We start from the raw sequence: 14143 nt of genomic DNA, 5'->3' as shown, positions 1-14143 counted from the left end.
GTTGATGCGTACATTCAAATTTCCTTCCGCCTACACCATTCTTTTTATTCTTATCGCTGTCGTCGCGGGCCTGAGCTGGATTATCCCCGCCGGTGAATACAACATGGCGATGAACGCCGGGCTGGGGAAAGAAGTCCCGGTCTCCGGCACTTATCATGCCGTTGCCGGTAATCCTCAGGGGATTATCGATATCTTTCTGGCCCCCATTGATGGCTTGTACAACCACGTCACCGGGCAGGCGGGCGCTATCGACGTCGCGTTGTTTATCCTGATCATCGGCGGTTTTCTTGGCGTGGTGACCAAAACCGGTGCTATTGATGCCGGGATTGAACGGGTGACTTATCGCCTGCGCGGTAAAGAAGAGTGGATGATCCCGATCCTGATGGCGCTGTTTGCCGCCGGGGGCACCATTTATGGCATGGCCGAAGAATCCCTGCCGTTTTACACCCTGCTGGTGCCGGTCATGATGGCCGCCCGTTTCGACCCGCTGGTGGCCGCGGCAACGGTTCTGCTCGGTGCAGGTATCGGAACGCTCGGTTCCACCATTAATCCTTTTGCCACCGTGATCGCCGCTAATGCTGCCGGTATTCCTTTTACCAGCGGCATCGGCCTGCGCGTGGTCATTCTGGTGGTTGGCTGGTTAATTTGCGTGGTCTGGGTGATGCGTTACGCCCGTGAAGTTCGCCGGGATCCGTCGCTTTCGATCGTCGCCGACCAGTGGGACTCAAACCGGGCGCACTTTCTTGGCAATCGCCGTGAAGAACAACTGCCGTTTACCGGCGTGAGAAAAACCGTTCTGGCGATCTTCGCGCTGGCCTTTGTGGTGATGATTTACGGCGTTTCGGTCAAAGGCTGGTGGATGGGCGAAATTTCGGGTGTCTTTCTTGCCGCTGCCATCCTTGTCGGGTTAATCGCCCGGATGAGCGAAACCGAACTGACCACCACCTTCATTGACGGCGCACGCGATCTGCTCGGCGTGGCGCTGATCATCGGGATTGCCCGCGGCATCGTGGTCGTGATGGATAACGGCATGATCACGCACACCATTTTGCACAGCGCCGAAAACATCGTTTCCGGTTTATCCAATGTGGTGTTCATCAACGTGATGTTTTTGCTCGAAGTCGTGCTGTCGTTCCTGGTGCCTTCATCATCGGGTCTGGCCGTGATGACCATGCCCATCATGGCACCGCTGGCCGATTTTGCGCACATCGGTCGTGAACTGGTGGTCACCGCTTATCAGTCGGCTTCCGGCCTGGTGAATCTGGTGACGCCCACTTCGGCGGTCGTCATGGGCGGTCTGGCCATTGCGCGCGTGCCGTATGTCCGCTGGCTGAAATGGGTTGCGCCTTTGCTCGGGATTTTGCTGGTGTTACTTATGCTGGCGCTGAGTCTGGGTTCTTTATTTTAACCCTTTGTTGAAGATGATTTTTTTGCCATGTTGACGTCCTTTATTTATCAGGGAATATGACCATGAAAAGAACGTTGTCTGCACTTGAAAAAGAACACGAGCAATTGATCTTGTGTCACCGGCTGATCGCCAGCAAAAGTTTTGCCTCGCAGGAAGCGTTGCGCCGGGAGTTTCAGCGTGCAGGATATCGGAATATTAGCCAGTCCACAGTCTCGCGGCTGCTGAAAACGCTGGGCGTGGTGAAAATCCAGAATGCCAAAGGCAAAAAAATGTACGCGCTTAATGAGCAATTTCAGCCGGTTCCCGATGCCCTTCGCCCAGTCACGGAAATGGTCACCAGCGTGGATTACAACCCGCAGTTCGTCATTGTGCATGTGTTGTCCGGCTACGGGCGAGCGGTCGGAAAAATCATTGATCATCAGGGACTGCACGAAGTACTTGGCGTTATCGCCTCCAGCACGGCAGTCTTTGTCGCGCCACGGGAAACCCGCGAGATCGTGCAGGTTTGTCAGTTAATCCGGCAGGTGCTGATGGTCGCAGGAAACCTGAACAGCAACCGTTTGCCTTAGGCTATTTTTCCGCTTGATGTCGCCGGTGACGCGCGTATAATGCGCCACAATTTGCCGGGAGAACCTATGAACAATTGCCACGTTTTGTGCTCAGATGATCGACCAAACACCGTGCTATCAGGCAGCCCGCTGCCGTTGTTCTTCCGTTGCAGTATTGATCAGCTGGAAGCGATCAACTTAAAGCCCCTCGTTGAAGGGGCTTTTTTTTGTCCAGAATTTAAGAACATCGGTTTTTGAGCGCATTTCTTTTAAGAACAAAGAAACAGGAGAATGACTATGGCTAACCCGCTATATCAAAAAGACATCATTTCTATCAACGATCTCAGCCGCGAGGAGCTGGAGCTGGTGCTCGACACCGCAGCCAGCCTGAAAGCGGATCCGCAACCGGAATTGTTGAAACACAAAGTGATCGCCAGTTGTTTCTTCGAAGCCTCAACCCGTACGCGCCTGTCGTTTGAGACGTCTATGCATCGTCTCGGGGCTTCCGTCGTCGGTTTTTCTGACAGCAGCAATACGTCGCTCGGCAAAAAAGGCGAAACGCTGGCCGATACCATTTCGGTGATTAGCACTTACGTGGATGCCATCGTGATGCGCCATCCGCAGGAAGGCGCGGCGCGTCTGGCGACGGAATTCTCCGGCGGCATTCCTGTTCTCAACGCCGGTGACGGCGCGAACCAGCACCCGACGCAAACCTTGCTGGATTTATTCACCATTCAGGAAACGCAGGGACGTCTTGATAACATCAAAATTGCGATGGTCGGCGACCTGAAATATGGCCGTACCGTTCACTCTCTGGCGCAGGCGCTGGCGAAATTTAACGGCAACCGCTTCTACTTTATCGCCCCCGACGCACTCGCCATGCCGGGCTATATCCTGGCGCTGCTGGAAGAGAAAGGCATCGAATACAGCCTGCACAGCAGCATCGATGAAGTCGTGCCGGAAATCGACATTCTGTACATGACCCGCGTACAGAAAGAGCGTCTGGACCCGTCTGAATACGCCAACGTCAAAGCGCAGTTTGTCCTGCGCGCGGCGGATCTGAACGGCGCTCAGTCACACCTGAAAGTCCTGCACCCGCTGCCACGCATCGACGAAATCACGCCAGATGTCGATAAAACGCCATACGCCTGGTATTTCCAGCAGGCCGGTAACGGGATTTTTGCGCGTCAGGCTTTGCTGGCGCTGGTGTTGAACGCAGAGACTGCACAGTCAGCTTGAGGAGAAAACGATCATGACTCACGACAATAAACTTCAGGTTGAAGCCATTAAATGCGGTACGGTAATCGACCATATTCCGGCGCAGGTCGGCTTTAAACTGCTGTCACTGTTTAAATTTACGCAGACAGAACAACGCGTTACCGTCGGCCTGAATTTGCCTTCCGGCGAACTTGGCCGCAAAGACATTATCAAAATCGAAAATACCTTCCTGACCGACGAGCAGGTTAATCAGCTGGCGGTGTATGCTCCGCGCGCCACGGTGAACCGCATTGATAATTATGAAGTCGTGAAGAAGCTGATGCCGACTTTGCCGGACCGCATTATCGGGGTTTTACGCTGCCCGAACGGCAACTGCATCAGCCGTTTTGAACCGGTGGATTCCAGCTTTGCGGTGAAACAGCGTGCAGATGGCGTTCATCTGAAATGCAAATATTGTGAGAAAGAGTTCGAACATCAGGTTGTGCTCAACAACGACTGAGCAGGTATACTGGCGACCAGATTTTTACCCATAACCCAAAATCAGGAGACATTATGTCCCGCGAAATCAGTACTGAAAACGCACCAGCCGCAATCGGTCCTTATGTTCAGGGCGTGGATCTGGGCAGCATGATCATCACTTCAGGCCAGATCCCTGTTGATCCTAAAACCGGTGCCGTGGCCGACGACATCGCCGCTCAGGCGCGTCAGTCTCTCGAAAACGTCCAGGCGATCGTTGAAGCCGCTGGCCTGAAAGTGTCAGACATCGTGAAAACCACCGTTTTCGTGAAAGATCTGAACGACTTCGCCACCGTTAACGCCACGTACGAAGCTTTCTTCACCGAGCACAAAGCGCCTTTCCCGGCCCGTTCATGCGTTGAAGTTGCCCGCCTGCCAAAAGACGTGAAAATCGAAATCGAAGCCATCGCCGTCCGCCGTTAATCGCGCCAGCCGGACTTCGTACAGACCAGCCTCCGGGCTGGTTTTTTTTCGCCTGTCCGTTCCGGTTTCTTATGTTTTTCTGCCGCCGGTGGCGGTTGCTTCATCAGCGACCATACTTACGGTAGCCCGATCATTTTTGCCCTCTTTTCACCCAATCCAAAATACCACCGCACCGAAATGGGGCAGTCCGGGCTATTTTCCCCTGATTTTCAGCAGGTTTTGCACGCTGGCACACTTTATGCCTGATCTTCATTGTTATTGAACGATTCAATTGCGGCCTGTCCAGTTTGTGAGGTGATGATGATCAAGATTGACCTTTCCGATTCACCCTTTTTTGATGAGATGTTAATGGCTGACGGGACGCACCGCAGCCATTATCAGGCCTACTGGCAATGGTTGCAGCAAGCCGATCAACAGGCGGTTCAGCGCAAAAAAGAGGAAGCGGCGCTGTTATTCCACCGGGTGGGGATTACCTTTAATGTTTACGGCGAAGATGATGGCGCGGAGCGGCTGATCCCGTTCGACAGCGTTCCGCGGATCATCCCGGCCAGCGAATGGCAAATGCTCGATCGCGGTATTCGTCAGCGCGTTCAGGCGCTGAATGCTTTTCTGCACGATATCTATCACGATCAAAAAATACTGAAAGCGGGGATCGTTCCTGCCGAACAGGTTCTGGCAAACGATCAGTATCAGCCTTGTATGCAGGGCATCGATCTTCACCGGGATACGTACGCGCATATCGCCGGTACCGATATGGTGCGGGGCGGCGACGGCGAATATTACGTGCTTGAAGATAACCTGCGCACACCGTCCGGCGTTTCTTACATGATGGAAAACCGCAAAATGATGATGCGGTTATACCCTGAACTTTTTGCAGAACAGCGCATTGCGCCGGTTTCCCGCTACCCTTCCCATCTGCTGCAAACCCTGCGGGAAAGCACCACGGTGAATGATCCGACGGTGGTAGTTCTGACGCCCGGCCGCTTTAACAGTGCGTATTTCGAACACAGTTTCCTCGCGCAGCAAATGGGCGTGGAACTGGTAGAAAGCGTCGATTTATTCGTGAAAGACGGCGCGGTGTTTATGCGCACAACTGCGGGCCCGTGCAAAATCGATGTGATCTACCGCCGTATCGACGACGCATTCCTCGATCCGCTGGCGTTCCGCGCGGATTCAATGCTCGGCGTGCCCGGCCTGCTGTCGGTTTATCGCGCCGGTGGTGTTGTGCTGGCGAATGCAATTGGCACCGGCGTCGCCGATGACAAATCCATCTATCCGTATGTACCGGAGATGATCCGCTACTATCTGGCCGAAGACCCGATACTGAACAACGTGCCGACCTGGCAATGTCGTAAGGAATCTGATCTGTCGTTTGTGCTGGCGAATCTGGAAAAAATGGTGGTGAAAGAGGTCCACGGCGCAGGCGGTTACGGTATGTTGATCGGCCCGACCGCCAGCAAGGCTGAAATCGAACGCTTCCGCCAGCTGCTGAAAACGCGGCCCGAAAACTACATCGCACAGGAAACGCTGGCGCTCTCAACCTGCCCGACGTTTGTGGAAAACGGTCTTGCTCCGCGGCATATCGATTTACGGCCTTTTGCGCTGACCGGCGCTGAAATCCGTCTGGTACCGGGCGGCTTAACCCGCGTGGCGCTGGCGGAAGGCTCGCTGGTGGTGAACTCATCTCAGGGCGGTGGCACCAAAGATACCTGGGTACTGGAAGAAGAGTCGGAAGTTCCGACGGAGGGTGACGCATGCTAAGCAGAACAGCCAGCGAACTGTACTGGATGGCACGTTATCTGGAACGCGCCGAGAATATCGCACGCCTGCTGGACGTGACCAACAAACTTTCACTGATGTCGATTCGTGATGTTCACGCCCGCGATGAGAATAACGATTTGCTGGTTCCGCTGACAATGACCGGCACCCGCACATTATTCAACGAACACTATCCGCAGGAAACGATGGGCAATCTGCTCAACTTCTTCGCGCTGGACAGTTTCAACCACAGCAGCATTTTCAGCTGTTTGCAAATGGCCTGGAATAATGCCCATGCGGTGCGCGGCAGTCTGTCTTCCGAAGTGTGGGAAAGCATTAACGCCACCTGGATTGAGATGAAACTGATCCGCCGCCAGGGTGTCGGCTCTGCGGGCGCGGATTCCTTCTTCGACTGGGTGAAGGAGCGCTCACATCTGTTCCGTGGCGCGATGTTTGGCACCTTGCTGCGCAGCGACGCGCTGAATTTTATCCGCCTTGGAACTATGCTCGAACGCGCTGACAGCACCGCCAGGTTACTGGACGCCAAGAATCAATTGCTCAATGCCGATGAAGATCCGGTGCGCGAGTACTACCGGATGGATACGCTATTACGCGCCGTCAGTGCCCGCGAAGCATTCCATACGCTCTACAAGCAGCAGCTTAGCCAGAAACGCATTGCCGAACTGCTGATACTGCGCCGCGAACTGCCACGATCCCTGTTGTCCTGCGTAGAAATCATGGCCGAACAGCTGGAGGAAATCGGCGGGTCAGCGGGAAATTTGCCGCGTCGCCGCGTTCATACCCTGCATGCTCAGCTCCGCTTCACCGAAATGGACGAGATAGTCGAAATGGGCCTCAGCCCCTGGTTAATGCAGTTTCTTGACCAGACCAACGCCATCGCTGAGAGCATTCATCAAACCTATCTGGAGGCACAATAATGAAACTCAATGTCAGTCATCAGACACATTACACCTATGCGCAACAGGTCAAACACAGTACGCAATATCTGCGCCTGACGCCGCAGGATTCCAGCCATCAGAAAATCCTTTCATGGGATCTGACGCTGCCGGAATATGCCACCCGCACACTCGACGCTTACGGCAACGTGTTACATGTGCTGACGCTGGATCAGCCGCATCAGGCAATCACTATCGAAGCCAACGGCGTGGTCGAAATTGAAGACAACACAGAAGACGATAATTGCGGGCATTTATCGCCGCTGGTGTTTTTGCGCACCAGCCCGCTGACACAGGCTGACGGTGCGATACGTGATTTCGCCAACCGCTATTATCGTGCGCAGGATCAGCATGAAAGTCTGTGTAATCTGATGGGCGAATTACTGCTGAAAATGCCTTACAGCCCCGGCACCACCACGGTGAAAGACAGCGCATCGCAGGCGTTTTCCGCACAACAGGGCGTGTGTCAGGATCATACTCACGTTTTCCTTGCCTGCTGCCGCAGTCTTGGGATCCCGGCACGTTACGTCAGCGGGTATCTGTACTCAGAAGATTCGACGCACGTTGCGATGCACGCCTGGGCGGAAGCGTGGCTGGATGACCGCTGGCAGAGCTTTGATGTCACCAACAATACCTGCAAACCAAATCAGCATTTGAAACTGGCTATCGGCATAGATTATCTTGATGCGTGCCCGGTCCGCGGTATCCGGTTAGGTGGAGGAAGCGAGGACATGCGCACTGTCGCGGCCGTTGCCATGCTTGACGTTCCGCAATAATCCTAGCCATTTGAATAGGAAGATTTTTCTATGACTTACTGTGTGGCCATGCGCTTGTCCTCTGGCCTGGTGTTTGTTTCAGACTCGCGCACCAACGCCGGAGTGGACCATATTTCCACCTTCCGCAAACTGCACGTTTTTCATCAAAGCGATGAACGCGTGCTGATGATCCAGAGCGCCGGTAATCTGGCAACCACACAGAGCATTATCAGCCTGCTGCACCGGCGCTGTCTGGACGATGAGCGGGAAAACCTGCTCAACGTAAAATCCATGTATGACGCCGCGAGCCTGCTGGGTGAAACGGTTCGCGAAGTCATCGCCCGCGACAGCGGTGCGAACCAAGGTGGGAACACGGATTTCAGCTGCAACTTGCTGCTGGGTGGCCAGATAAAAGGCGAAGGTTTGCGGTTATTCCATGTTTATCCGCAGGGGAATTTCATCGAGGCCACGCACGATACGCCGTATTTCCAGATTGGCGAAAGCAAGTACGGAAAACCGATTATTGATCGCGTGCTGAACTTCGAAACGCCGCTGGATCAGGCAATGCAATGCGCGCTGATTTCGATGGATTCCACGCTGCGCAGTAATCTTTCCGTCGGTCTTCCGCTGGATGTGATGACCTATCCGACAGACAGTTACAGCACCGCACAGCAACACCGGATCACCGAAAGCCATCCGTATTTCGACATGATCCGCAAAGGCTGGGGCGAAGGCCTGTTGAGCATTTTTGCGCAGCTGCCACCGCTGAAACTGGAAGAGTAAATACTTTTCAGGCGGAGTGAATCTTCACTCCGCTGCTTTATTCTCTTCCATCTTCTTCACGATCTTTTTCTCAACCTCAAACGGATCGATACCGCGCAGCTGTAAACGGCGGAAGCGGATGATGTTAAAACCGTTCATGATGAGGAAGCTGCCTTCGATAAGCGACCCGCCTATCGAACCGAGCCAGATGTTGTGGAATACCCAGCAGCAGGTCGAGCACCACATGATGCAGCGCGTGGTCAGCCCGCTGGTGCGAAACAGCGCCCAGGTGCTGACGACCGTTGCGCCGACTGGCAATAATTCCACCCAGTGATGCGCGCGGCTCAGGCCGAGAACCAGCGTCAGGACGATGAAAATCACCATGATCCATTGATTGCGCGTGCGCAGGGAAATCAGGGTTCGCAGGGAGTTCAGCAAGGCGCTCATGCCTGCCGGTGCGGCTCCCATCATCAGGAAATGCACGCCGATAATGGCGCTGTAGGCGGAAAGCTGCTGTTTAAAGCGACGGTCGCTTCGGTTGAAAAACATCGTGATCCCGACCACAAAAGCCAGAACACCGACTGACTGGGCAAACCAGTAATACGTCATTTTTCGGAGATCTCATTCGTAGGATGCGTAGAAAAGCAAACGGCGCCTCATAATTGAAACGCCGTTTCATTCTATCGAGTATCCGCAAGCGTTACAATGTGACACCGCTTTTAAAGATCGCCAGTTCACGGAAATCATTGATTTCGTTTTTGGCTTTACGGCCATTCGCGATCGCAACGATCAGATCCACAAACTCACCGAGCAGCTGTTCCATGCTGACATCGTGGATCAGACGTCCTGCATCGAAGTCTATCCAGTGCGGTTTTTTCGTCGCCAGTTCACTGTTAGTCGCCAGTTTTACCGTCGGCACAAAACCGCCGTAAGGCGTGCCGCGACCGGTACTGAACAGCACCATATGACAACCGGCACCGGCCAGCGCGCTGGTTGCCACGGCGTCGTTACCCGGCGCACTCAGCAGATTCAGGCCCGGCGTCGTCAGACGTTCACCGTATTTCAGCACATCCATGACCGGGCTTTGCCCTGCTTTCTGCGTGCAGCCCAGCGATTTCTCTTCCAGCGTGGTGATACCGCCCGCTTTGTTACCCGGAGACGGGTTCTCGTAAATCGGCTGATTATGCTCGATGAAGTATTGTTTGAAATCGTTGACCATGTGAACGGTCTTTTCAAACGTCAATTCATCGCGGCAGCGGCTCATCAGAATGCGTTCCGCACCGAACATTTCCGGTACTTCGGTCAGCACAGACGTGCCGCCGTTGGCGATCACGTAATCGGAGAAACGCCCGAGCAGCGGGTTCGCAGTGATGCCAGACAGGCCGTCAGAACCGCCACATTCCAGACCAAATTTCAGCTCACTGAGTTTGCCGGTTTCACGTTTGTCGTCACGCATAACTGCATACAGTTCACGCAGACGTTCCAGACCGGCTTCCACTTCGTCGTCAAATTTTTGCAGCGTCATAAAACGCACGCGATCTTCGTCAACTTCACCCAGCGTTTCGCGGAAAACGTCCACCTGATTGTTTTCACAACCCAGACCAATCACCAGCACAGCGCCCGCGTTCGGATGGCGCACCATATTTTGCAGCATAGTGCGGGTGTTCACGTGGTCATCGCCCAGTTGCGAACAGCCAAACGGATGGGTGAACAGGAAGACGCCGTCGGTACCTTCAGCGTCATTGGTTTCTTTTAGAAAACGTGACTGGATCTGGCGGGCAATGCCGTTCACGCAGCCCACTGTTGGGATCAACCAAATTTCATTACGGATCCCGACCTGACCGTTTTTACGACGGTAGATCTGCACTTCGCGATCGGCCATTTGATCCGGCAGCGTCGCGAAATCCGGCTGATACTGGTACTGATCCAGATCGCTGAGATTGGTTTTGCCGTTTTGTGAGTGTATATGCACACCCGGCTCAATCGCCGTCAGCGCGTGCCCAATCGGCAGACCGTATTTAACAATGTTTTCCCCGGCCGCGATCGGGCGTAGGGCAAACTTGTGACCACGGACGACTGGCTGAGCCAGAACCACGGTATAGCCGCCCGCATCGACCTGCTCGCCGGCATCAATATCGCGAAGGGCAACGGCGACGTTATCGGCAGTATGAATTTGAATGATACTTTGCATAGTTGCTCTCTTAGCTGTAAGCCGCCAGCGCATCGCGCATGCCACGGTCTTCAATCGCCTGCAGTTGTTCGGTGATTTTTGCCGTCAGGCCAGGCACGGTGTTCAGATCCCGTCCCCAGTGTTCTTCATCGGCGAGCACGGTTTCCACCAGCCCGACCAGCGGCAGGTTACCGCTGCGCACGCTTGCCCACAGTTCGGAGAAACGACTCAGCCAATGTGCATCGTCCTGCAACGGATAGATTTCGCCGTGACGTTCGCCACGGTAAAACGCCAGTAATGCGGCCAGTGCGAAAGTCAGGCGCGGAGGCAGAATGCCATTCTTTTCCTGGCTCGCCAGCAGCTGCGGCAGAATACGGGTGCGGTATTTGGTCATGCCGTTCAGCGCAATAGACAACAGTTGATGCTGAATGAACGGGTTGCGAAAACGGCTGAGAACGGCCTGAGCAAATGACGTCAGTTCATCCTGCGGAAGATCCAGAACCGGTGAAATCTCTTCGGCAATCGCCAGCTCTACAAAGCGGCTGATTTGCGCGTCATTCATCGATTCGCCGACAGTGTTCAGCCCGGACAGAAATGCCACCGGCACCAGCGCCGTGTGCGCACCGTTGAGGATCGCCACTTTGCGTTCTTTATACGGTTTGATGTCGTCAACCAGACGAATGTTTAGCGGCAATTTGTCCAGACGCAGTTCCTGCGCCAGGCTTTTGGGCCCCTGGATCACGAACAGATAGAAGTGTTCGGCGCTGTCGAAAAAACTGTCCTGATAACCGAGTTCTTCCTGCAAACTGTCGATTTCGCTGCGCGGATAACCTGTCACAATGCGGTCAACCAGCGTCGAGCAGAAGGTGTTGCTGTTTTCCAGCCACTGTGTGAACGACGCCGGTAATGCCCATTGCTGTGCATAACGCAGCACCAGTTCCTGCAGGGCTTCGCCGTTGTAATCAATCAGTTCACACGGCAGTAAAACCCAGCCTTTATCAGCGGCACCGGAGAAGTGAGTGAAGCGTTCGAATAGCAGACGCGTCAGTTTGGCCGGGAAGCTGGCCGGAGGCGCGTCGTTCAGGCTGTCGCTTTCGACATAGCTGATACCCGCTTCGGTGGTGTTCGAAAACACAAAGCGGATATTCGGGTCGCGTGCCAGTGCCAGATATTCGTCAAACTGATGGTAAATATTGATTTCGCGGTTTACGGAACGAATGATGCGCGTGTCGCGCACGGTTTCACCCTGCTCATTCAGGCCGCTGATGATCGTGGTGTACAGACCATCCTGCGTACTCAGTGAAGGTGGGAAATCAGTGTCAATCGGGCGAACGACCACGATACCGGCATCCAAATCGGTATGTTCATTCAGCAAATCTATTTGCCAGTCGACAAACGCCCGCAAAAAGTTGCCTTCACCGAACTGGATAATTTTGTCTGGATGTTGACGGCCTGGGAAGTCACGGCGATTTAACCTTTGCATCTCACATTCACCTTAATTTGGTTAGACGCCGGTCTTTGAGGACATCAGTTTGTCCCGTGGCCGTCGTTCTTTATTGGGATAATAGTTTGTTATTTATGTGTTTTATCTGGAGCGCAGGAATCTGCGCTCCGTCGTGCTTTTAGTTCAGTTCAATCTGGAAATACTGTTTGGCGTTATCGAAACAGATATTTCTCACCATGCTGCCCAGCAGTTCGATGTCTCCTGGCGCTTCACCCGCTTCTACCCAGTGGCCGATCATCTGGCACAGGATGCGACGGAAATATTCGTGGCGTGTATAAGACAGGAAACTGCGACTGTCGGTCAGCATCCCCACGAAGCGGCTCAGCAAGCCCAAATTGGCGAGCTGCGTCATCTGACGTTGCATGCCATCTTTCTGATCGTTAAACCACCAGCCTGAGCCGAACTGCATTTTGCCCGGCATCCCTTCGCCCTGGAAGTTACCGACCATAGTGCCGATTACTTCGTTATCACGCGGGTTCAGGCAGTACAGAATGGTTTTCGGCAGGCCACCGGCCAGACCTTGCGCGCCGAGCAGTTTGGACAGCGGTTCTGCCAGCGGCTGGTCATTGATGGAGTCGAAACCAACGTCCGCGCCGATCAGCTGGAACATGCGGGTATTGTTATTGCGCAGCGCACCAATGTGGTACTGCTGCACCCATTCACGACGCTGATATTCAGAAGCCAGATACAGCAACACACCGGTTTTGAACTGGGCAATTTCTTCTGTGGTTGGCGTTTCACCGTTCAGGCGGCGGGCCAAAATGCCGTCCAGCGTGGCGTCATCCGCTTCGCCGTACACCACAACGTCCAGCGCGTGGTCAGAAACTTTACAGCCGTGTGCCGCGAAGTGATCCATACGTTTTTTCAGTGCATCACGCAGATCGCTGAAACGGGTGATGGAAACATCAGCCGCAGCTTCCAGTTTCTTCACGTAGTCAGCAAACGTGGCGGCTTCAATGTTGAAGGCTTTGTCCGGACGCCAGCTTGGCAGCACTTTGATATCAAAGTGGGTGTCCTGTGCGACGGCTTTATGATGTTCCAGAGAATCGATCGGGTCATCGGTTGTACCAACCATTTTCACGTTCATCTGTTTCATGATGCCGCGGGCAGAGAAGTTGTCCTGCGCCAGCAATTCATTACCACGTTCCCAGATTTCGCCTGCGGTGGCCGGGGAAAGCAATTTGCCGGTAATGCCAAATGGACGACGCAGCTCAAGGTGCGTCCAGTGGTAAAGCGGATTACCAATGGTGTGAGGAACCGTAGCGGCCCACGCGTCAAATTTCTCGCGGTCAGTGGCGTCGCCAGTACACATACGTTCAGGAACACCGTTGGTGCGCATCGCACGCCATTTGTAGTGATCGCCTTTCAGCCAAATGTCATACAAGTTTTTAAATTTGTAGTCCTGAGCAATCAGCTCAGGCGGCAAATGGCAGTGGTAGTCGAAAATTGGCTCATCTTTCGCGTAGTCGTGATACAGGCGACGTGCGAATTCAGTGTCGAGAAGGAAGTCTTCTGTTAAAAACTGCGCCATCTTAGGTTCCTCATCATGAAATCTGTAGAGTTGTCTCTCAATGGTGCGAAGTTATCACACCAATTCAGGTTGTCGTCCAGCTCTTTTTAGGGGTATGTGCCGGTAAAAGCAGGCAATTCGGGGCCCATTAAATTCACTAACTCTCTGTAAAATAATAACGTTAAAGCCTTGCTCCACGGGTGCTTATTATCCTCACAATCAGAGTGTCATTTTGTGATATCACTCAAACTTTAAATCTGTATGACAAGTTATTTCGTACCAAATGTAACAAAACCCATTTTAGCGCATCTCACACTTTGGCCTCTTTTCGGCCATCTTCCGCCCTGCGCCTGTCGACATCCGGACATTCCTGATGTTTTATTGTGCAAATAAAGCCATTTTTTCGACGACGGAACACCTGTCGTTAACTGTACAGGCTAAATGTGATCACCTCGTGAAGTTGTTACACCAATTTCGTTTCAGCAATCAGCCTCTGGATGTTAACCCATCACAAAAAAGTGTGAACGGGATCAACTAAAAATCACTTTTATCAGTAAATTCAAGTAAATAAACGTGAAGTTAAAAAAGTTAAGTAACCACACAATTTAAATGTGG

13 protein-coding genes are annotated in these 14143 nt (G+C 53.4%); 9 read left to right on the top strand and 4 right to left on the bottom strand.

All coding sequences use genetic code 11. The features are described 5' to 3' along the window. Positions 1 to 4: 4 nt before the first annotated feature. The 9 genes from ACLBVC_RS18105 (at position 5) to ACLBVC_RS18065 (ending at position 8365) form a co-directional block, all read left to right on the top strand. The gene (locus ACLBVC_RS18105; protein WP_410150761.1) at positions 5 to 1408 is read left to right on the top strand and encodes a YfcC family protein; all 1404 of its coding nucleotides are present in this window, start codon (positions 5 to 7) and stop codon (positions 1406 to 1408) included. A gap of 62 nt (positions 1409 to 1470) precedes the next feature. Next, positions 1471 to 1977 carry an arginine repressor gene (locus ACLBVC_RS18100; protein ID WP_410150760.1) on the top strand — a complete coding sequence of 169 codons (507 nt, stop codon included), beginning with the start codon at positions 1471 to 1473 and terminating at the stop codon, positions 1975 to 1977. Positions 1978 to 2253: 276 nt separating this feature from the next. After that, positions 2254 to 3195, top strand: coding sequence for an aspartate carbamoyltransferase (gene pyrB, locus ACLBVC_RS18095; protein WP_410150759.1), 942 nt, complete (start codon positions 2254 to 2256; stop codon positions 3193 to 3195). 13 nt (positions 3196 to 3208) lie between these two features. Continuing rightward, positions 3209 to 3673: an aspartate carbamoyltransferase regulatory subunit gene (gene pyrI / locus ACLBVC_RS18090; RefSeq protein ID WP_101075010.1), complete on the top strand. Its 465-nt coding sequence runs from the start codon at positions 3209 to 3211 to the stop codon at positions 3671 to 3673. Between the two features lie 53 nt (positions 3674 to 3726). Further along, positions 3727 to 4113: a 2-iminobutanoate/2-iminopropanoate deaminase gene (gene ridA / locus ACLBVC_RS18085; RefSeq protein ID WP_101075009.1), complete on the top strand. Its 387-nt coding sequence runs from the start codon at positions 3727 to 3729 to the stop codon at positions 4111 to 4113. 300 nt (positions 4114 to 4413) lie between these two features. Next, positions 4414 to 5874 (top strand): circularly permuted type 2 ATP-grasp protein, encoded by a 1461-nt coding sequence (locus tag ACLBVC_RS18080; protein ID WP_410150758.1) that lies wholly within the window; start codon positions 4414 to 4416, stop codon positions 5872 to 5874. Next, positions 5868 to 6809 carry an alpha-E domain-containing protein gene (locus ACLBVC_RS18075; RefSeq protein WP_410150757.1) on the top strand — a complete coding sequence of 314 codons (942 nt, stop codon included), beginning with the start codon at positions 5868 to 5870 and terminating at the stop codon, positions 6807 to 6809. Before ACLBVC_RS18080 ends, ACLBVC_RS18075 begins: the two co-directional genes overlap by 7 nt. Beyond that, positions 6809 to 7603, top strand: coding sequence for a transglutaminase family protein (locus ACLBVC_RS18070; RefSeq protein WP_410150756.1), 795 nt, complete (start codon positions 6809 to 6811; stop codon positions 7601 to 7603). The genes ACLBVC_RS18075 and ACLBVC_RS18070 overlap by 1 nt, the downstream gene beginning before the upstream one ends. A 30-nt stretch (positions 7604 to 7633) precedes the next feature. Then, positions 7634 to 8365 (top strand): peptidase, encoded by a 732-nt coding sequence (locus tag ACLBVC_RS18065; RefSeq protein ID WP_410150755.1) that lies wholly within the window; start codon positions 7634 to 7636, stop codon positions 8363 to 8365. A gap of 24 nt (positions 8366 to 8389) precedes the next feature. On the opposite strand, the gene ACLBVC_RS18060 is transcribed toward ACLBVC_RS18065, so the two are convergent. The 4 genes from ACLBVC_RS18060 to uxaC form a co-directional block, all read right to left on the bottom strand. After that, complete coding sequence (locus ACLBVC_RS18060; protein ID WP_410150754.1) at positions 8390 to 8953, bottom strand: YgjV family protein; 564 nt, start codon at positions 8951 to 8953, stop codon at positions 8390 to 8392. A gap of 91 nt (positions 8954 to 9044) precedes the next feature. Further along, positions 9045 to 10535, bottom strand: coding sequence for a UxaA family hydrolase (locus ACLBVC_RS18055; protein ID WP_410150753.1), 1491 nt, complete (start codon positions 10533 to 10535; stop codon positions 9045 to 9047). Positions 10536 to 10545: 10 nt separating this feature from the next. Beyond that, on the bottom strand, positions 10546 to 11997 hold the full coding sequence (locus ACLBVC_RS18050) for a tagaturonate reductase (protein ID WP_410150752.1): 1452 nt from the start codon (positions 11995 to 11997) through the stop codon (positions 10546 to 10548). Positions 11998 to 12136: 139 nt separating this feature from the next. Beyond that, positions 12137 to 13549 (bottom strand): glucuronate isomerase, encoded by a 1413-nt coding sequence (gene uxaC / locus ACLBVC_RS18045; protein WP_410150751.1) that lies wholly within the window; start codon positions 13547 to 13549, stop codon positions 12137 to 12139. Positions 13550 to 14143 lie beyond the last annotated feature (594 nt).

The sequence above is a fragment of the Rahnella selenatireducens genome, assembly GCF_046449555.1.
Taxonomy (GTDB): domain Bacteria; phylum Pseudomonadota; class Gammaproteobacteria; order Enterobacterales; family Enterobacteriaceae; genus Rahnella; species Rahnella selenatireducens.
Note: the sequence above shows the minus strand (reverse complement) of the source record. Positions and strands in the feature narration are given on the sequence as shown.

Excerpts from the sequence above, each read along its gene's own strand:
- uxaC (WP_410150751.1), bottom strand. The coding sequence starts at position 13,549 with ATGGCGCAGTTTTTAACAGAAGACTTCCTTCTCGACACTGAATTCGCA.
- ACLBVC_RS18050 (WP_410150752.1), bottom strand. The coding sequence starts at position 11,997 with ATGCAAAGGTTAAATCGCCGTGACTTCCCAGGCCGTCAACATCCAGAC.
- ACLBVC_RS18060 (WP_410150754.1), bottom strand. The coding sequence starts at position 8,953 with ATGACGTATTACTGGTTTGCCCAGTCAGTCGGTGTTCTGGCTTTTGTG.
- pyrI (WP_101075010.1), top strand. The coding sequence starts at position 3,209 with ATGACTCACGACAATAAACTTCAGGTTGAAGCCATTAAATGCGGTACG.
- ridA (WP_101075009.1), top strand. The coding sequence starts at position 3,727 with ATGTCCCGCGAAATCAGTACTGAAAACGCACCAGCCGCAATCGGTCCT.
- ACLBVC_RS18100 (WP_410150760.1), top strand. The coding sequence starts at position 1,471 with ATGAAAAGAACGTTGTCTGCACTTGAAAAAGAACACGAGCAATTGATC.
- ACLBVC_RS18105 (WP_410150761.1), top strand. The coding sequence starts at position 5 with ATGCGTACATTCAAATTTCCTTCCGCCTACACCATTCTTTTTATTCTT.
- ACLBVC_RS18075 (WP_410150757.1), top strand. The coding sequence starts at position 5,868 with ATGCTAAGCAGAACAGCCAGCGAACTGTACTGGATGGCACGTTATCTG.
- ACLBVC_RS18055 (WP_410150753.1), bottom strand. The coding sequence starts at position 10,535 with ATGCAAAGTATCATTCAAATTCATACTGCCGATAACGTCGCCGTTGCC.
- ACLBVC_RS18070 (WP_410150756.1), top strand. The coding sequence starts at position 6,809 with ATGAAACTCAATGTCAGTCATCAGACACATTACACCTATGCGCAACAG.
- ACLBVC_RS18080 (WP_410150758.1), top strand. The coding sequence starts at position 4,414 with ATGATCAAGATTGACCTTTCCGATTCACCCTTTTTTGATGAGATGTTA.
- pyrB (WP_410150759.1), top strand. The coding sequence starts at position 2,254 with ATGGCTAACCCGCTATATCAAAAAGACATCATTTCTATCAACGATCTC.
- ACLBVC_RS18065 (WP_410150755.1), top strand. The coding sequence starts at position 7,634 with ATGACTTACTGTGTGGCCATGCGCTTGTCCTCTGGCCTGGTGTTTGTT.